At 52.9% G+C, this 18,638-nt stretch carries 14 protein-coding genes; 11 read left to right on the top strand and 3 right to left on the bottom strand.

Translation table 11 applies throughout. The features are described 5' to 3' along the window. Positions 1 to 198: 198 nt before the first annotated feature. Together B0G52_RS12030 and glmS are read left to right on the top strand one after the other, a co-directional pair. Complete coding sequence (locus B0G52_RS12030) at positions 199 to 1,623, top strand: RICIN domain-containing protein (protein WP_094044571.1); 1,425 nt, start codon at positions 199 to 201, stop codon at positions 1,621 to 1,623. A 797-nt stretch (positions 1,624 to 2,420) separates the two neighbouring features. After that, a complete protein-coding gene (gene glmS / locus B0G52_RS12025; RefSeq protein ID WP_094044477.1) occupies positions 2,421 to 4,253 on the top strand; it encodes a glutamine--fructose-6-phosphate transaminase (isomerizing) in 1,833 nt (610 codons plus the stop codon). Between the two features lie 199 nt (positions 4,254 to 4,452). Here the strand turns inward: glmS and B0G52_RS12020 are convergent, their stop codons facing one another. Together B0G52_RS12020 and B0G52_RS35255 are read right to left on the bottom strand one after the other, a co-directional pair. Then, positions 4,453 to 4,719 (bottom strand): type II toxin-antitoxin system RelE family toxin, encoded by a 267-nt coding sequence (locus B0G52_RS12020; RefSeq protein WP_198960636.1) that lies wholly within the window; start codon positions 4,717 to 4,719, stop codon positions 4,453 to 4,455. Further along, entirely contained in the window at positions 4,703 to 4,936 is a 234-nt protein-coding gene (locus B0G52_RS35255; RefSeq protein WP_143762553.1) for a hypothetical protein, read from the bottom strand. The genes B0G52_RS12020 and B0G52_RS35255 overlap by 17 nt, the downstream gene beginning before the upstream one ends. Positions 4,937 to 5,221: 285 nt before the next feature. Here B0G52_RS35255 and B0G52_RS12015 point away from each other — a divergent pair, with 285 nt between their 5' ends. The 9 genes from B0G52_RS12015 to B0G52_RS11975 all read left to right on the top strand — a co-directional run bounded on the left by B0G52_RS12015 (position 5,222) and on the right by B0G52_RS11975 (position 17,298). Next, positions 5,222 to 6,556, top strand: a complete 1,335-nt coding sequence (locus tag B0G52_RS12015) for a glycoside hydrolase family 140 protein (protein WP_094044475.1) — start codon at positions 5,222 to 5,224, stop codon at positions 6,554 to 6,556. A 126-nt stretch (positions 6,557 to 6,682) separates the two neighbouring features. Then, on the top strand, positions 6,683 to 9,025 hold the full coding sequence (locus B0G52_RS12010; protein WP_094044473.1) for an AraC family transcriptional regulator: 2,343 nt from the start codon (positions 6,683 to 6,685) through the stop codon (positions 9,023 to 9,025). A 30-nt stretch (positions 9,026 to 9,055) separates the two neighbouring features. Then, positions 9,056 to 10,018 carry an ABC transporter permease gene (locus tag B0G52_RS12005; protein ID WP_233162612.1) on the top strand — a complete coding sequence of 321 codons (963 nt, stop codon included), beginning with the start codon at positions 9,056 to 9,058 and terminating at the stop codon, positions 10,016 to 10,018. A gap of 11 nt (positions 10,019 to 10,029) precedes the next feature. Beyond that, positions 10,030 to 10,920 (top strand): carbohydrate ABC transporter permease, encoded by an 891-nt coding sequence (locus tag B0G52_RS12000; RefSeq protein WP_094044471.1) that lies wholly within the window; start codon positions 10,030 to 10,032, stop codon positions 10,918 to 10,920. Positions 10,921 to 11,133: 213 nt separating this feature from the next. Then, positions 11,134 to 12,108, top strand: a complete 975-nt coding sequence (locus tag B0G52_RS11995) for a zinc-dependent alcohol dehydrogenase (RefSeq protein WP_094044469.1) — start codon at positions 11,134 to 11,136, stop codon at positions 12,106 to 12,108. A gap of 31 nt (positions 12,109 to 12,139) precedes the next feature. After that, on the top strand, positions 12,140 to 13,606 hold the full coding sequence (locus tag B0G52_RS11990) for an ABC transporter substrate-binding protein (RefSeq protein ID WP_094044467.1): 1,467 nt from the start codon (positions 12,140 to 12,142) through the stop codon (positions 13,604 to 13,606). A gap of 246 nt (positions 13,607 to 13,852) precedes the next feature. Then, positions 13,853 to 14,779 carry an ABC transporter permease gene (locus tag B0G52_RS11985; protein WP_094044465.1) on the top strand — a complete coding sequence of 309 codons (927 nt, stop codon included), beginning with the start codon at positions 13,853 to 13,855 and terminating at the stop codon, positions 14,777 to 14,779. A 12-nt stretch (positions 14,780 to 14,791) separates the two neighbouring features. Continuing rightward, positions 14,792 to 15,682, top strand: a complete 891-nt coding sequence (locus B0G52_RS11980; protein ID WP_094044463.1) for a carbohydrate ABC transporter permease — start codon at positions 14,792 to 14,794, stop codon at positions 15,680 to 15,682. A 71-nt stretch (positions 15,683 to 15,753) separates the two neighbouring features. Beyond that, entirely contained in the window at positions 15,754 to 17,298 is a 1,545-nt protein-coding gene (locus B0G52_RS11975) for an ABC transporter substrate-binding protein (RefSeq protein ID WP_233162610.1), read from the top strand. A gap of 48 nt (positions 17,299 to 17,346) precedes the next feature. Here B0G52_RS11975 and B0G52_RS11970 read toward each other — a convergent pair whose 3' ends face one another. Further along, on the bottom strand, positions 17,347 to 18,603 hold the full coding sequence (locus B0G52_RS11970) for a YbfB/YjiJ family MFS transporter (RefSeq protein ID WP_094044459.1): 1,257 nt from the start codon (positions 18,601 to 18,603) through the stop codon (positions 17,347 to 17,349). Positions 18,604 to 18,638: the final 35 nt, after the last annotated feature.

Below are 18,638 nucleotides of genomic sequence, written 5' to 3'. Positions count from 1 at the left end.
GTCCGAATTTTTCACAAATGCTCCAATCGTTCAATTGGCGCTCCGAGTTGGTGTTGATAAAGTGAAAGCAGAGAGGAGGTGGAATCGCGTCCAAGAAAAAGTAAGCGATTACATTGGTTTATCCAAAATCCTACTGTTCAAGGAGGTATCGTAATGAGTAGTCCGCTCAGTAAAACGGTTCTCGTCAGAAGCGCGTTCATGGTGGCGTTATCGTGGCTGCTTATTGTTTCTCTAGGGCTCGACGCGTTGTCGGGCAAAGCGGGTGCGGCACAAGTAAGTCTGCTGAACGGTATTCTCTTCAAAGATACGTCGGGCAATCCGCTGCATGCCCATGGCGGCGGGATGATCAAGGTCGGAAGCTACTACTATTGGGCGGGAGAAAATCGGGACGGGACGAACTATGTATCCCTGTATCGTTCCACCGATCTGAAAAACTGGGAATTCCGCGCCCATCTGCTGTCCAAAACGTCGGCCGCCGAGCTAGAGACCGCCAACATCGAACGGCCGAAGCTGCTCTACAACTCTTCCACCGGCAAATACGTTCTATGGGCGCATAAGGAAAACGGCGTCGATTACGGGGAAGCGCGCGTCGCCGTCGCGTCGGCGTCGAACATCGAGGGGCCGTATACGTATCACGGCAGCTTCCGCCCGCTGGGATACGACTCGAGAGATATGACCGTCTATAACGACAACGGTACGGCTTACCTGATCTCCGCTACGAGAGTCAATGCGGATTTGAACATTTACCGGCTGACTTCCGATTTCCTCGGGGTCGAGTCGCTCATACAGACGTTATGGCCTGGAAGCTATCGCGAAGCTCCCGCCCTTTTCAAGAGAGGCTCGACGTACTTCCTGATTACGTCAGGCGCTACCGGATGGGCGCCGAACCAGGCGAAATACGCGACGGCCAGCAGTATCGAGGGAACTTGGAGCGCATTGTCGAATGTCGGGGACTCAAGGACGTTCGAATCCCAGTCCACGGCTGTTGTCGAGGTGTCCGGTTCGTCAACGACCTCTTATCTGTATATGGGCGACAGGTGGGCAGGAGCGTGGTCGCGTCCGGTGAACGAGTCCAAATACGTCTGGCTTCCGCTTACATTCCCGACTTCGACGACGCTTGCTATGAGCTGGTATCCTAAACTGAACATCGACACGGGAACGGGCAGCATAACGGGCGTTCCCTTCGCGGTGGACCCGAACGTCTCTTATGAGCTTGTGAATCGCAAAAGCGGGAAAGTTCTGAACATAAGGGACAGCTCGACAACTCAAGGCGCAGATGCGGAACAGTGGGACGACGGCAATTGGCCGAGCGAGCGTTGGCGGTTCGTCGATGCGGGCAGCGGGTACTATAAGATCCAGAACGTCAACAGCGGACTTGTGCTTGGACCGGAAAGCGGAGATTCGACCGACGGGACGGTTATCGAACAATGGACCGACGGCGGCTGGACGAGTCAGCACTGGCAGCTGATCGACGCGGGCGGCGGATTTTATAAATTGAAAAACCGACAGACGGTCGATCTGATCGACGTCTCCGGCGGCTCGCTGGATAACGGCGCAAACGTCATCTCCTGGACGGACAACGGCGGCTATAACCAGCAATGGCAGATCGTAGAGGCCAACTGAAGCGCAGATAGATGAAAAGGCAATGGACCGGTATTCCTGGATGCCGGTCCATTGCTAGGGAAAATGTAGAAAAACGTCATTTCCAAGGAAATAATTGCACCCAAGTTGCATCATCCCTGTAAAACGAATAAGATATAGGAATAGATTCTGGAATGGAAGGGCAGGGTAGAGGGGAATCGGCAACAAAAGCGCCAGAACTTGTTGAAAGATGGGGAGACGCGGAAGGGCAAAGATCAGGGACGGGAAAGCTGATCCGAGCGGCAAACTTCGGCGGAGAGCCATGCGGACGCAAGTTGACGAGGTGGAGGTGTTCGAAACGTTCGGCGGGGACCTCCCGGCTCACCATCGGAGCCGACAGCCGGAACTCAAAACGCTCAGGGCAACCGGGCGAACAAAATTCCGGCACGATGTTGATAGTACCACGATCGCGGAACGAACCAGACCTGCCCGGCGGCCTGTAACCGGTCGCTTTGAGGGGCATGACGTGGGAAGACGGGGGAGAGAGGGCCCCTTTATTTACGATTGTTGTGGATGAGAGTCCGCTCTCCTTACCAGAATCGTCTCCGACAAAAACGCGATTCTCTGAATCGGAGACGCTAAAGGCGTTTTTGCTTGGTGATTTCAGGAAGTATTAAATTCGCTATACTTTTCTGAAACACCTTCGACAAAAACTCGATTTTGCGTCTGGAGGACGCCAAAGGCGTTTTTGCTTGGAATACGGCATGTGCTGCTCATTCGGCCCGGTTGCGGGAACTCGGACAGTGTCGAGAACCCTATAAACGGAGGCTTATATAATTATGTGCGGAATCGTTGGATATATTGGATATAGAGAGTCGCAGCCCATTTTGATCGAAGGGCTTAAGAAGCTGGAGTACCGGGGATACGACTCCGCCGGCATCGCCGTGCAGACGGAGCAAGGCTTGGAAGTGACGAAGACGGTAGGCCGCTTGGCTAACTTGGAGAGCCGACTGAGTGGAGATCCACTGCGTGGAACGGTTGGCATCGGGCATACGCGCTGGGCGACTCATGGCAAACCGTCGGACGTCAACTCCCATCCGCATACGGATAATTCGTTGAAATTTTCCGTCGTTCATAACGGCATTATTGAAAACTACTTGGAACTTAAAGAAGAGCTTGTGCAGGCGGGACATCGTTTTCTGTCGGAGACGGACACGGAGGTCATCTCGCACCTGATCTCCGTCGAGTACGACGGGGATATCGTGAAGGCCGTTCAGCGCGCGGTCAAGAAAATGAGAGGCGCATTCGCGCTCGGCGTGCTGACCGAGTACGAACCGGATCGGCTGGTCGCGGTGCGTTACGCCAGTCCGCTCATCATCGGAGTCGGCGACGGGGAGAAGTATATCGCGTCGGACATTCCGGCGATTCTCGAGCATACGCGCGACATCTACATTCTGAACGACGGCGAGATGGCCGTGCTGACCCGCGATGCGGTGGAATTGCTGACGATCGAGGGGAACTTCATCTCGAAGGAAATCTTCCACGTGGATTGGGACCTGATGACGGCGGAGAAAGCCGGCTTCGACCACTTCATGCTGAAGGAAATTCATGAGCAGCCGAAAGCCTACCGCGACACGATGCTGGGCCGGATCAGCGACGACGGTCGTTCCGTGGAGCTGTCCGAGTTGAAAATGACGGCCGAGCAGTTGAAGGGCATCAACCGCGTGCATATCGTCGCTTGCGGTACAGCGCTTCATGCCGGACTCGTCGGCAAAAACGTCATCGAATCGCTCGTGCGCGTGCCAGTCGAGACGGACGTCGCTTCGGAGTATCGCTATCGTTCGCCGATCATTACGCCCGACACGCTCGTCATCGTCGTCAGCCAATCCGGCGAGACGGCCGATACGCTGGCCGCGCTTCGTGAAGCTCAGCGCTGCGGGGCTCGGGTGCTGGCAATTACGAACGTCGTGGGCAGCTCGGTCGCCCGCGAAGCCGATGACGTGATCATTACGCTCGCAGGACCGGAGATCGCCGTCGCTTCCACCAAAGCGTACTCGTCTCAGTTGATCGCTTTCTTCCTGTTCGGACTATACTGGGCCCAGACAGTCGGCACGCGGGATGAGGCCGCTGTCGCCCAGGTGCTTGCCGCAATGCAGTCTCTGCCGGAGCAGGTCGAGAAACTTCTTGCTCAGGCCGAAGTGATCAAGGAAGTGGCGGAATCGATCTCGCATCACAGCAGCCTGTTCTTCATCGGACGCGGCGTCGACTACGCGGTGGCGATGGAAGGCTCGCTGAAGCTGAAGGAAATTTCGTACATCCATTCCGAAGCCTACGCGGCGGGAGAGCTCAAGCATGGCACGCTGGCGTTGATCGAGGAAGGCACTCCGGTCATCGCGCTTCTCACGCAGGAGGACCTGTACGAAAAAATGCTTAGCAACATTAAAGAAACGAAAGCGCGCGGCGCCCACGTCCTCGGCATCGTCAACGAAGGCCAGGAGCAGGAAGTCGCCAAGTCGGTCGATCGCCAGTTCGCGATCCCGCGCACGCTGCCTTTGCTGACTCCGGCCCTATCGGTCATTCCGCTGCAGCTTCTGTCCTACTACGCATCCCTCGCGTTGGGGCACGACGTAGATAAGCCGCGGAATTTGGCTAAGAGTGTTACGGTGGAGTGAGTGGTTAATGGGCCACTCCGCAATTAAAGTTTGACGCAAGCCGAGCGATTTTCAGGTATCCACTCCTGATTTTCGCGCGGCTTTTCCTCCATTATTTCCTCTGATTATATCCAACCCTGTCGTCAAGCGTGACTGGATGGATTAGCATGAACGTGGTATACAGTACAAATAAAAAAGTCCAATTCTGTTAAGAATTGAACTAGTGTTTGTAGACATCACCGCGCGAGCCAATCTTGATTACATATATCATCAGTTTTTGATTTTCAACAGAATAAATGACTCTATGAGAGCCAACCCTCAATCTGAATTCACTTTCTGTTCCTTTTAATCTTTTGATATCAAGTTCCGAATGGAAGGGATTTTCTAGAAGAACTTGCAAGGCATTTGTAATTCTAATCCGTAAAGGTCGTTCTAACTTCTGAAGATATTTTAAGGCATCCTTATCAATTTCAATTGAGTAGATCATTTAAAACATCCTTTAGTTTAATACCTTCGCCACGGGCAAACGATTCTTTAGCTTCTTTAATAGCTTTGAGATCATCTTCAGTTGTTGGTTCATCGTCCCATGGAATATGCCGATCGGATTTATTAACCAAGCTCTTTAGGAAATCAGCAGCTATTGGAAGGTCGTCTTCAGACAACTGTTGAATTAATTGATTAAGATCACTTTTGGAAACAGCCAAAGCATTCAACCCCTTTAAGGAATATCCTAATAACATTATAACACCAATTCAAAAATTCAGTCAGTAGCAGGGAAGCATATTCAGTTGGACACATCGAACTGGGGCCCCAAAGCTTATAAAGTTTGACTGCAAGCCGAGCGAAACCCAGGTATCCCCTCCTGATTTCCGCTCGGCTTTTCTATAGAAAAGAGGATAACTTATATATTTTAATGCACGGATTGACAGATTTTTAGCTATATACTGAATTTCAAAGTTACATATGCATATGGGTGAACCGATATTGAAATGAAGAGCCAATCTAATCGTGATGAGGTGAAGTCGTTTATGGTATCTCCCGTACAATTAAACGAAACCAACGACGGTCTTACCCGGGACGGCAAGCCGTTCTTCTATTTTGCGGATACCGTCTGGAGCGTGTTTTCCAACGCTGTGGTGGAGGAATGGAAGGAATATTTGGAATATCGGCGGCTGCAGAACTTCAATGCGCTCCAAATCAGCATACTCCCTGTGCTGCATGATGCCAGCGGTACATATACAGGTTTGTCCCCTTTTCATCCGGATGAAAAGGGGCACTGGGATTTCCATCGTATAAATGACGCATTCTTCGATCAAGCGGAGCAGATGGTGGCCATGGCTTGTCAAATGGGTTTCGTTCCTGTACTTGTCATCCTCTGGAACAACTATGTTCCGGGGACGTGGGCAAACTCCCAAGTGCCCGAGTATTCCATGCCGATGGATGCTGTTCGGCCTTATACCGAGTATGTGGTCCGCCGCTTTGCCTCCTATCACCCCATCTATTTTGTCAGCGGGGATACCAAATTTGAAAATGAAGAGATCGTGGAGTATTTCATGATTTCTCTAACTGCCTTGAAAGCGCTCTCTCCGCATGCGCTTGCCGCAATGCATGTGATCGGTCATTTTCATGAATTGCCGCAGCGGATTATCGAATCCGAGCATCTTGATCTCTATGTCTATCAGGCGGGACATGTATTGGAGAGCCAACAGGACAATTACTTGCTTGCGGAGCAATTTTTGAACAAGCCGATCAAGCGGCCGATTATCAACTCGGAGCCACCCTATGAGGGTCATGGACACGGCAACCGCTATGGCCGCTTTGAAGCGTTCGACATCCGCAAGGCTTTCTGGCAGAGCGTGTTGAGCGGGGCCAAAGCGGGATTCGCTTATGGCGCTCACGGTGTGTGGGGGTGGCACAAAGAAGGTGCAGACTTCACGAGCGAGAGCTGGTCGAAGATGCCGTTTGATTGGCGGTATGCGCTCCGCATGCCGGGAGCCTGGGACGCCTCCTATTCGCAATGGCTTTATACTTCCCATCGATTGGCGGAACTCAACCCTGCAAATGAGCTTCTCCTCTCCGAATATGAAGATATTCGAATGGCTGCGGATGCGGATCGCGCGCTTATCGCGATTTATGTGCCTTATAGCCAGGATGTCAAATTGAAGGTCAATTCGGGAGAATATCATTTCATCATGATTGATCTTACCAGCAGAAATGTGCTTCAACCGACGGTGTTGGCGGTGGAAGAGCACACTCTTCTTAGAAAGTGTCCATTCAACACGGATGTATTGATTATCGGTATAAAAAAGAAGACAAAAGTATAAAAAGTGTATCTATATAAATGGCGGGACAGTACCTATAATGAGGGTGTCGGGACCACACCGCCCGCCGAGGGAGGGGGCTGTAGCTGCTGCTGCTTAACATGACAACAGGGGGGAGGCCGGGTTTTCATGAAGCAGAAAGGAAAATACGGCGTTTCCAGGAAATACTTGTTGCAGATGCTGATGATGACGACCGGGGCAATGCTGCTCGTGCTGACGATCAGTTCTTTTGTGCTGTCCTACAACGCGGAAAAAACTGCGCTGGATATGAACAGGAATGCCAACCAGAAGGTCATGTCGCAAATTCATTATAATTTGAACAGCATGAATGAAATCATTAAAAATTTGGCTGCCTCGATTTATTACAACATGGACATTCAGCCGAGACTCACGAGTCAAAATGAAAACATGTTCGAGATCATCAGCAACCAGTTGACGCTCGATCGCATCGTCGGCTCATCATCGTTCGTCCATTCCATCGTTCTGTACAACGCCAACCTGAATGCCTACTACGCGGGCGGCAACATGAACATTCGCTTTAACGACGGCGTTCTCCTGGACAGAATGAGGAAGTTCGTAACGACGGAGGCGGCCAAGGTAAGGAAGATGGAGTTGATTCCGGTTCGCAGCGATTCGTCGCCGGAAGGTCAAGTCGATATTTTCTCTTTCTTTATGTACGATACGTTAGGTCCGTACAACGAGAACGAAAGCGCGCTTATCTTGAATGTCAGTCCGGACTGGCTGATCGGCAACCTCCAGACGCTTAATCAGGTGGATGCGAACCAGAACGGGCATATCGTCATTTTGGATCGGGATCAGGCGATCGTGGCTTCGGATCTCCGCATCGATTCGCCGGACAAAGAAAAGCTGAAAAACATGATCTACGCCAATCTGCATCTGACGCAAGCCAAGCAGAGGAACTATGTCATCGACTCGGACAAACAATATTTGATCAGCTTTCTGAACGCCGACGTGAACGACTGGATCATCGTGCAGGTGCAGCCTTACGAGGCCATACTGGGCAAAGTAGATCAGCTCAGACTTACTTCGATTATCGTAACGCTCGTATTTCTGGTGCTGGCTGCCCTGCTGTTCTGGTTCGTATCCTACAAGCTGTACAAGCCGGTGCAAAGTTTGGTGCGCCAGACGCAAACGTTCCGGACCGGGGAGAACGATCCGGGCGAAGACGGCGAATTTGCTTATATCTCCCGCGTTTACCGCCAGATGACCGAGGAGTACGCCAGCCTGCGGAAGGAACAGAGCGAGCAGGTCGACTTGGTGAGGCAATATTATTTGAAAAGACTTGTCACGGACAGCCATTCTTTTCCCGATGAAGACAGGCTTAAGACCGAGCTTGCGGATATCGGCTTCCCTATCGATTTCACGGGCCATCTGCTGATCGGATTGCTCCGAATCGGACAATACAGGAAGTTTGCGGAGATGGCCAGCTACACCGAGCAGAGCATGATCAAGTTCGCCATCGCCAATATTAGCCGCGAGATTGTGTCCGGGACCTTCCCGTGCGAGATCGTGGACATGGGGAATGACCGGCTGGCGCTGCTGATCGGCATCGGAAATCAAACCTTCGAGGCGCAGGAGACAGCCGTCAAGCTTATCCGCAACGTCCAGGAAGTGTTCCTGCAATATTATAAAATCCCGCTGTCCGGGACGCTCAGCGATCCGATCGCCGTCTACCGGGATATCTCCAAACATTACAACCTGACGCTCCAGTATTCGATGTACCGCTTGAATTACGGCAGGCTGTCGGTGATCGTGCCGAAGCAGCTGGCGTCGAATCTTCAAAACGAACAATCGCAAATTCCGCCGGACTTGGAGAAGAAGCTGGTCGAGAGCATTAAGGCGAATCATCTTGCCGAATCCGCTGCCCATTGCGGCAAAATTCTGGATTTCGTGAGCGGCTTCAATTACGACAACACGGTGCAGGCGATCCATGTGTTATTCGTCGTTATCAAAAATACGCTGAAGGAAATGAATGCCAACAAGCTGCAGTATATTCCCGTGGATTTGAACACCTTCATGCAAGAGGCGCTGCAGGAAGAGGATATGGACGACATCAAATCGATGTTCGCCGATCTGCTCGAACAAATATCCGAGGCGCAGTCGAACGTGAACGAGGACAAAAACCAGATTCTCCACGACACGATCAAAGCGATTATTGAAAGGGATTACAGGGATACGAATCTGAGTCTGCAAGGCATCGCGTCCATGCTGAAGATGTCGCCTGTGTACATTGGACGTATATTCAAGAAATCGGCTTCCATCTCGATTGCGGAATATATCAACGAGGTGAGGCTGAACAAATCCTTGGAGCTTCTGCGAACGAAAAACGACAGCATCATGGACATTATGGAGCAGGTCGGTTATTCCAATCCGAGTTACTACTTCAAGCTGTTCAAAAAGAAATTCGGCACGACGCCTAAAGACTACCGTCTCAAAAAGGTGTTGCCTTAGAGCGAGTGTCCTGAAGGCGAGGGAACGCTAGTGGCGAAGCATCGGCCGGGAACCGGAAGATGGGCGGGAGTGGGACGTTTCGCGAAGAAGAGATGGACCGTGTTCCAAAAAAACAAGGAACTGTTCGCGTTATCCTTACCGGCGGTAACGTATTTGATCGTATTTGCGTATATCCCGTTGTTCGGGCTTGTGCTGGCATTCAAAAATTTCAGATTCGACTTGGGCATCTTCGGGAGCAAGTGGGTTGGCTTTGATAATTTCAAGTTTTTTTTCGTATCCGATCAGGCTTTTCTTACTACAAGAAATACTCTGATGTACGGCGCCGGGTACCTGCTCGGCGCCCTGGCTTTCGCATTGGTTTTCGCCATCATGCTGAACGAAGTGGCCCGACGGGCCGCCAAAACGTACCAAACGGCAATGCTGCTTCCTTTCTTCCTGTCCTGGGTTCTCGTTAGTTATGTGACGGATGCGTTCTTGAATCATCACGAGGGATACTTGAACGGGGTGCTGAGGCTGCTTGCAGTAGAGCCGGTGGATTGGTACTTGGTGCCTGCCGTTTGGCCCTTCATCTTGAATGCGGTGTACTTGTGGAAGACGATCGGGTTCCACGTGCTGATCTTCTATAGCGGCATCATGGGGATTGAAAGCGAATATCAGGAAGCCGCGCGGATCGACGGAGCCTCAAGATGGCAGATGGCGAGCCGAATTACATTTCCGTTGCTTATGCCGCTTGCGGCGGTGCTGCTGATCATTGGCGTGGGCGGATTGTTTCGCGGCAATTTCGGTCTGCATTATTTTATTCCGAACGACTCTCCGTTCCTCTATTCGACGACGGACGTTATCGATACGTACGCTTATCATGCGCTGCGCAAGCTCGGGGAGATCGGCATGGCGACGGCGGTCGGATTGTATCAATCCGTAGGCGGACTGTTTTTCGTGTTGTTCGCCAATTATGCGGTTCGGAAATTCAGCGCCGATCATTCGCTTTGGTAGGAGCTTTGGCCATGCACAGGAAGCTGGATTACCCCAAGATGCTGATTCATCTGTTTTTCATTGCCGTTACGCTGGGCATGTTGATTCCATTCGTTCTCGTGATCATGATTTCGATGACCGACGAAGCCTCCATTGCCAAGTACGGCTACCGGCTGTGGCCGGACAGCTTCGATTTTACGGCGTATCGATATGTTGTCCAGTCCCCGGCGTTGCTGTTCAGAGCTTACGGGGTCACGATTCTCGTAACCGTAGTCGGCACGCTGCTGAGTTTGCTTACTACGGCCATGATTGCTTATGTCTTGTCGCGTCGGGATTACGCGTATAATCGGCAGACGACGTTTCTCATCTTCTTTACGTTGCTGTTCAGCGGCGGGCTTGTGCCTTATTATATGCTGATGGCGCAGACGCTTCATCTGAAAGACACGGTATGGGCGATGATTTTGCTCCCGACGTTGGTTCATCCGTTGCATGTCTTGATTCTCAGAACGTTTCTGCGGACACTGCCGATGGAGATCATCGAGTCGGCGAAGATGGACGGGGCGAGGGAATACCGCATCTTCTTCAACTTGATTGTCCCGTTGAGCGCCCCGGCGCTTGTGACGCTGACGCTGCTCGTTTCCATCGTTTATTGGAACGAATGGCTGAATGCCGTGCTGTTCATCGAGAACGATCGTCTTTTCCCTTTGCAGCTGCTGCTGGTCAGGATGATGGCCAACAGTCATTTTTTGCAGACTTCCACTGTTTTTATTTCTGGAATCTCGTTTGATAACGCAGCTTCGTTTCCCGTTTTATCGGCGAGAATGACGATAGCGCTGCTTGCAGGGGGTCCGATGATGGTTATCTTTCCTTTTTTCCAGAAGTATTTCGTCAAAGGGTTGACACTGGGTTCCATTAAAAGCTAGAGCTAGGGCGTGTATGCATACTCCGAAGATAGCAGATGTTGCCGAATTTTCGTTCCATGCAAGGAACTTTTGTGAAGGCGTACCGGGGGTACGTCAAGCAAAAGTGACGCAGCAGGGGGCGAAAAGGCGGTGATAGATGCCCCTGAGCGGGTTTGCATACACGCCCTAGAATACAGACGATATTCTACTTTGCAGAGGGGGGAAGATGACAGGATGAAGACGCGCAGAGCATTGCTCGTCGAGCCGAGGCGGTTCGAGCTTGTCGAAGCGGATTTGACACTGGGGGAAGGCCAGTTGCTGGTGCGGATCGCCGTGTGCGGTCTATGCAACTGGGAGCTGAACCATTGGAAGGGGCGTATCGGCGAGGGCCGCCCGCAGACGCTCGGTCACGAATGGGCGGGGACGGTCGCCGAGATTGGACGAGGCGTCACGGGCTTCGCCGCCGGAGACACCGTCACCGGCTTGCCGGCGAATCGGGCGACGGGACCGCAACTGGAAGGGTTCGCCGACTATATTGTCGCGGATGCAGCGTGCTGCGTGAAAGTCGGGGCGAGCGTCGATCCGATGCATGCGATCGGAGAACCGCTGAAATGTATTCTTACGGTATTGCGAGGAGCGGCGCCCGAGGCAGGCGACGTTGGCGTCGTGCTTGGCTGCGGGCCGATGGGTCTATGGTGCGTTCAAGCGCTGTCCGGCGGACTGTTGTCCGCGCTGATCGCGGTGGACGTGGATGACGCGAAGCTGGCGCTTGCCCGCAAGTACGGCGCGACGCATACGCTCAATCCACGGACATCGAACGTGGAGGAGGCGATTCGCGACATCGGGCGCGGTCGGCTGGCGGACTTCGTCATCGAAGGGACGGGCAACGCAGACTTGCTGAATACCGCAATCGGCTATTTGCGCGAGGGCCGGGGCAGGCTTGCGCTGATGAGCTCTTACGAGCGGACCAGCGCTTCGTTTGACGTCGGCGCGGTCGTCGGCAAGGCGGTCGAGATCCGCGGCCTGCATCCCGGCTATTCCCTCGACGGCATGGATGACCTGCGCCGGGCCGTTCGCCTGCTTGAGCGAGGCACATTCCGGATGGACGGATTATACAGCCACAGATTTAAGCTGGAGGACGTTCAAGCCGCGTTCGAGACGCTTGAGCGGAAGCCGCCGAACTATTTGAAAGGCGTTGTACTGCCGTAGGATATCATAACCATATAGCGGAGGGTGTCGGATGCGCAGAATGAATGTCGCGGCTATCTTCTTATGTGTTGTCTTGATGCTCGGAGCCTGTTCGCGCGGCGGGGCTTCGCAGCCGAACGGAAACGCGGCTGCGGACGAAGGAGTGGAGCTGACCTGGTATTTCCCGTCAGGTCAATGGCCCGACTTGCATTTGGTGGAGGCCGAGCTCAATCGAATCGTGGAGCCGCTCATCCACGCGAAGATCAGGTTGAAGGGAGTCGACTGGAACAGTTACGAGCAGAAGCTGAATACGATGATTGCGGCTTCGGACGAATTCGATATCGTCTGGACGTCCAACTGGATACTGAATTACCGAATCAACGCGGAGAAAGGCGCTTTTCTCGCTATCGACGACTTGCTTGAGACGGTCGCCCCTACGCTTAAAGCCTCCTTGCCGGACTTCGCGTGGAAAGACGTGAAAGTGAAAAACAAAATCTACACGGTGCCCAATTATCAAATTGCCGCCCATTACTACGGCTTCGCCGTGCAGAAGAAATATGCGGACAAATACGGTCTTGACCCTGCCGCGATCAAGACGATTGAGGATATCGAACCCTTCCTGAAGCTGATCAAACAGAACGAGCCGGACAAAATCCCGTTTGGCTCCACCCAGTTCTGGTGTCCGCCGTGCTACGGCATATCGGCCGCGCCGAGCTTTGCCGAGGAGAACGGCGTCGCCCACTACAAGGAGGATCCGAACCGCGTCATCATGCCGGTCGATACGCCGGAGTACCGTAACTACTTGCAGCTCGCGAGAAGCTGGTATTTGAAAGGTTACATTCAAAGAGACATTGCGGTGGTCAAGGATTTCTCGAGACTGCGCGGTCAGGGCAACATGGTTGTGCTGTTCGACGTCATGAAACCCGGCGGGGAAGCGGAAGAGTATTGGAAGAACGGCGGCAACGAGGTGATTTATATCCCGATGTACAAACCGAGGTTTGACGGCGTGACGCCGACGACGAACGCGATCAGCCGTACGTCGAGGCATCCCGAGAAGGCGATGGAATTGCTTGAGCTTGTCAACACCGACAGCCGGATCTTTAACTTGTTGAGCTTCGGAATCGAGGATAAGCACTACAAGAAGATCGGGGAGAACACGATCCGGGTTGACGGGCAGAGCGGTTACGCGCCGAATGCGAACTGGGTGTTCGGCAATGTGATGAACGGTTATTTGCAGGAAGGCCAGCCCGCGGACACGTGGGAACAGACTCAGGAATTGAACTTGAGCGCCGAGGTCGACTCGTTGTACGGGTTTCATCCGGACATCGAAGCCTATAAAACGGAAAGCGCCAATATCCACGCGTTGGAGAAGGAATACGCCATCGGCTTGAATTCCGGCACGCTCGATCCCGACCAGTATTACCCGCTATATTTGGATTTGCTCCGCAAAGCCGGCATCGATAAAGTTCGCGAAGAGCAGCAGCGGCAGCTGGATATTTGGCTCGAGGCGAAACCATAAAGGCTCTTACCCCCTTAAAGCAGTCTGCCCTGAACCGGGCAGGCTGTTTTTTGCGTACAAACCTGCTGAAGTCCACAAAAGTGCACATAATGCACGCCGTTTGGAGACGGAAGTACTCTTTTTGCAATAGCCGTCGGGATGTGCGGCCCCCCATTATGGAGACATAACCGACGCTGTCGTCCACAGCGATCCGTCGATGGCGGAATCTATTCCGCACAAATCAATCAAACGGAGGGGAGCCGCCTTATGGAGACGACTTACTGGCAGAGACTGACGAAGGATATCAACAAACACAAGGGGCTTATGGCCCTGGCGTTCCCGGGGCTCCTGTTCGTCCTCGTGTTCTATTACTTGCCGATTTTCGGACTTGTGCTCGCGTTCAAAAATTACAACTACTCGGACGGGATCTTGGGGAGCCCTTGGAGCGGATTCGATAATTTCAAGTTTTTTTTCACATCCGACGCGGCCTACCAGGTGACGCGGAACACGATTTTGCTCAACCTTTGCTTCATCGTCCTGTCGACGATTCTGTCGGTTGTATTCGCGATTCTGATGTTCGAGCTCGGACGCAAATCCGTTAAGGTGTACCAAACGGCGATGTTTTTCCCTTATTTTCTGTCCTGGGTCGTCGTCAGCTATGTTACTTACGCGTTGTTAAATCCCGAGATGGGTGTCATTAACATGCTGCTCGAGTCATTCGGAATGGACGAAATCAACTTCTATTTCGAACCGAAATACTGGCCGTTTATTCTGAGCTTCGCTTACTTGTGGAAGAGTATCGGATATGCGCTGCTCATCTACTATACGGGATTGATGGGCATCGATCGCACGTATTACGAGGCGGCGGCGATCGACGGGGCAACAAGGCTGCAGCAGGTTCGGAAGATTACGCTTCCTCTGCTGACTCCGCTTATTACACTGCTTACGCTGCTGGCTATCGGTAAAATTTTCTACTCGGACTTCGGGCTGTTCTACTTCATCCCCGCGAACTCCGGCGCCTTGTACGGGACGACGGAAGTGATCGACACCTATGTGTTCCGGGCTTTGCGGGTATCGGGCGATATCGGCATGGCCTCCGCGGTCGGCCTGTACCAGTCGCTCGTCGGCTTCGTCCTCGTCCTTACGGTTAATGCGATCGTACGCAGAATCAACAAAGACAACGCGATTTTTTAAGGAGTGAACCCGGTGCCAACCACATCCAGCAAGCTATCGGCCGGCAGGCTCGCCGCGCATCTTGTATTCATCCTGTTCTCGGCATTCTGCGTCTTGCCTTTCTTGTACGTCATCTCGATCTCGTTCTCGTCCGAAAGAGACGTGGCGCTCGAAGGCTTCAAGCTTATACCGAAGAATGTTACCTTGTTCGCTTACAAATATTTGTTCGCCAGCCCGACAAGCTTGCTTCAGGCATATGGAGTGACCATCCTGGTGACGGTTGCGGGAACGGCGCTCAGCCTCTTGTTGACCGCCAAGCTCGCTTACGCATTATCGCGCAAGGACTTCCGGTTCAAGAACCTGTTCTCGTTCCTCGTCTTCTTCACGCTGCTGTTCAACGGCGGACTCGTTCCTTGGTACATCATGATTACGAAGTATCTGCAATTGAACGATACATTGCTCGCCCTGATCTTGCCTTATGTGATACTGCCGTGGCATGTCCTCTTGATGAAGGGGTTTCTCGCGGATATTCCGCCTGAACTGATCGAGTCCGCCAAAATCGACGGCGCCGGCGAGTGGAGTGCGTTTTATACGATTATACTGCCGATCTCCAAGCCTGCCCTGGCCACTGTCGGTTTGTTCATCGCCTTTGTCTACTGGAACGACTGGTGGCTTGGGATGCTCTTCATCGACAAGGGCAGCTTGACTCCGTTGCAATATTTGCTGTACCGCATCATGAACAACATTACGTATCTGACGAGTGCGGTGAGAGCGGGCAATGTTTCCATCGATACGAGTCAATTCCCTAACGAATCCGCACGCATGGCAATGGCTATTCTGGCATGCGGTCCGATGCTGCTCGCCTTTCCGTTCTTCCAGAAGTATTTCATCAAAGGCTTGACTGTCGGCGCCGTCAAGGGCTGAGGAGCGACAAAGCGGTTGTACCGGATTGTATCCGTTACAATAGACAATCCATCCAAAGGGAGGCAATGCAATTGAACAGAAAAAGGTATAAAGGAATGGTTCCGTTCGTACTCGCAATCATGCTGACAGTCACAATGGTGCTGGCGGGATGCGCCGGCAAAGAGGCGAATCAACCGGCAAGCGGCACAAGCACGGCATCGTCATCGTCATCGGCTTCCGAGTCGCCATCGGAGGCGCCGAAGCTCGAACCCGCTGTGCTGACATGGTATTTCCCTGGCGGGGTGCAAGCCGGTCAAGCGGAAGTAGAGGCGGCGATGAACAAAATTTTGCAGGAAAAAATCAATGCAACGATCCAACTGAAACCTACCGACTGGGGCGAATATGACCAGAAGCTGCAACTGATGAACGCATCGGGCGAATCGTATGATCTGGCGTTTACAGCCAACTGGATGAACAACTATTACACGAACGTCAGCAAGGACGTATTCCTGCCGCTTGACGATCTGCTGGACCAATATGCGCCTACGATCATGAAGACGATTCCGCAGATGGGCTGGGACGCGCTGAAAGTAAACGGCAAGAAATACGCCATTCCCAACTATCAGATTTGGGCGAAAACAGATGCGGTTACGTTCCAGAAGGGGCTGCTTGAGAGCACGGGCTTCAACGCGGATACGGTCAAGACGTTCGCGGACATCGAGCCGTTCCTTGCAGCCGTGAAGGAGAGCCATCCGGACTTGTACCCTTTCCAGGTTACCAAAGGGAACTTCGGCGGCACGCTTAACGTCTCGTACGGTTATGACGAAGCGGCGGGCCGTAACATACCGGGCGTCGTCCGTCTGGACGATTCGTCGCTGCAGGTCGTCAATCAATTCGAGTCCGAAGCGTACAAAAATCATTTGACCCTGATGAGAAGCTGGTTTCAGAAGGGCTACATCCGCAAAGACGCGGCGACGCTTTCGGACGATTCGGCGGATTTCGCGGCCGGCAAATACGCAAGCTTCCTGTCCGGCAACTTGAAGCCGGGCGGCGAGTCCGAGACCGCTGCCAAGCTGGAAGGCAGAGAAGTGAAGGACGTGGCATTGTCCAAACCGTATCTGCTTACAAGCTCTATTATCGCGACGATGACGGCCGTCAGCAAATCGTCGAAAAATCCGGAAAGAGCGATTATGTTCCTGGATTTGCTGTACAGCGACAAGGAACTCTTCAATACGCTTGCGCACGGAATTGAAGGGAAGCATTACAACAAGCTGGACGACGTAACCGTCGAAGCTATCATAGACGGCGGCTACGCCCCGAACGCCGATTGGTTGTACGGAAACCAGTTCAGCGGTTATTATCGCAAAGGCCAGCAGCCCGGCATCTGGGAAGAGACGATTGCACTCAACAATTCGGCCGCGCCTTCGCCTCTCATCGGATTCAACTTCGATCCCGCGCCGGTGAAGTCGGAATTGGCTCAGACGGCGACCGTTACGGATCAATACATTCCGATGCTCGAGACCGGTTCGGTCGACCCGGAGAAGTACCTTCCGGAATTTATTGATAAGCTGAAGAAAGCCGGCAGCGACAAGATTGTGGCGGAAATCCAGAAACAAATCGACGCGTGGAAGAAATAAGGCTGAGTTTTTCAGCCGACATGAGGGGGGAGCCGGGAGGCTTCCCCTTCATTTATCTTGGAGAGGCAATGGAGATTCAGCCAAACCACCGGCCTCAAGCTTACGCTGCTGTTGGCCATACAAGCCAGCGAACACGGCGGCGATAGCCATAAAGATTGCGCTGGATGCGACGCCGAATTGCAAGTTGTACCGTTCGACCACCACGCCTCCAACGATGGGACCGATAATCTGGCCGGAGGCAAAAAAGGCCGTAGCTGCGCTAAGACATGCCGCATATGCATGGTGGGGGACATGGCGGCGAAGCAGCGCAGTCGTCATCAGCGGCGGGGTAATAAAGGAGACCAGCCCAATGAGGACGGCTCCGAGCACGGTCAATAACATAGTATTGGTTGTAGCCCCGATCACGCCGATCGTCCCCAAGGTTAATCCCGACGCAAGCGTATATCCGCTCGGCCATCGGTCGATGGCTTTGCCTCCGATCCATCCGTTAAACAATCCCGCAAATCCGATTCCGGACCATATCAATCCGGCATAGAGGGACGGAATGCCCTGGCTCACCAGAGAGGGAATCAAATACGTGAAGTAGATGATGTACCCTGAGCCGAAGAAAAAATAAGAAGCGATGAGGAACAGGAACTTCCTCGGGTCCAACAGGAGACGATACACATTTTCGTTTTCTTTGATACGCGACTTTGATTCCGTCTGCGAGGGGACGTTGTCGGCTCCCCTTTTTCTGGTGACGAACTCGAAACCGAACGCGGCAATAACCCCGACAACGCCCATGGCGACCCAAGCATACCGCCACCCCTGCAAGTGCGAAGGACCTATAGTTAATGGGGCGAATAACCCCGTCACCAGAATGCCCGCAGATCCGCCCAGCCATATCAGACCCGATGCCGCTCCGCGTTCCTCCGGTCGAACGGCATCCATGGCAATGGACAGGACCAGCACTGTAGCGACGGCCGATAACAACCCGATCGCGAACCGCCAAATTCCAAGCGGGATAAAATGGTCGCTGAAAGCCGAGCCGATCAACGTCAATCCGAGCAATAGGCACGTTATCCGATTAATGACGGGTTTGCTGTCCGGAAACCGCGAGAGCAGAGGGGAGAGGCACAAGGTTCCGACCAAATAACCGATAAAGTTGACCGTGCCGAGCATCCCCAACTGGCCGTAGCTGCCCCCGATCGCCCTCTGTATCCCAGGCAAGAACATGCCGTAGGAGAGCCGGGAAAAACCGAGGATGACGACAAACAGAAGCGATGCCCATAGAGTAATCCAATTAAACGCGGATTTTGTGCCCATATATCCGATCTTCTCCCGAAATCATAAGTTGATCC

It is taken from the genome of Cohnella sp. SGD-V74, from assembly GCF_003001675.1.
GTDB lineage: Bacteria > Bacillota > Bacilli > Paenibacillales > Paenibacillaceae > Cohnella.
The sequence above is the reverse complement of the archived record's forward strand: the minus strand, read 5'-3'. Positions and strand labels throughout refer to the sequence as shown.

Bases quoted from the DNA above. Each gene is read 5' to 3' on its own strand.
- B0G52_RS11970 (WP_094044459.1), bottom strand. From the start codon at position 18,603: ATGGGCACAAAATCCGCGTTTAATTGGATTACTCTATGGGCATCGCTT.
- glmS (WP_094044477.1), top strand. From the start codon at position 2,421: ATGTGCGGAATCGTTGGATATATTGGATATAGAGAGTCGCAGCCCATT.
- B0G52_RS12010 (WP_094044473.1), top strand. From the start codon at position 6,683: ATGAAGCAGAAAGGAAAATACGGCGTTTCCAGGAAATACTTGTTGCAG.
- B0G52_RS12030 (WP_094044571.1), top strand. From the start codon at position 199: ATGGTGGCGTTATCGTGGCTGCTTATTGTTTCTCTAGGGCTCGACGCG.
- B0G52_RS11985 (WP_094044465.1), top strand. From the start codon at position 13,853: ATGGAGACGACTTACTGGCAGAGACTGACGAAGGATATCAACAAACAC.
- B0G52_RS11990 (WP_094044467.1), top strand. From the start codon at position 12,140: ATGCGCAGAATGAATGTCGCGGCTATCTTCTTATGTGTTGTCTTGATG.
- B0G52_RS12015 (WP_094044475.1), top strand. From the start codon at position 5,222: ATGAAGAGCCAATCTAATCGTGATGAGGTGAAGTCGTTTATGGTATCT.
- B0G52_RS12020 (WP_198960636.1), bottom strand. From the start codon at position 4,719: ATGATCTACTCAATTGAAATTGATAAGGATGCCTTAAAATATCTTCAG.
- B0G52_RS11995 (WP_094044469.1), top strand. From the start codon at position 11,134: ATGAAGACGCGCAGAGCATTGCTCGTCGAGCCGAGGCGGTTCGAGCTT.
- B0G52_RS12000 (WP_094044471.1), top strand. From the start codon at position 10,030: ATGCACAGGAAGCTGGATTACCCCAAGATGCTGATTCATCTGTTTTTC.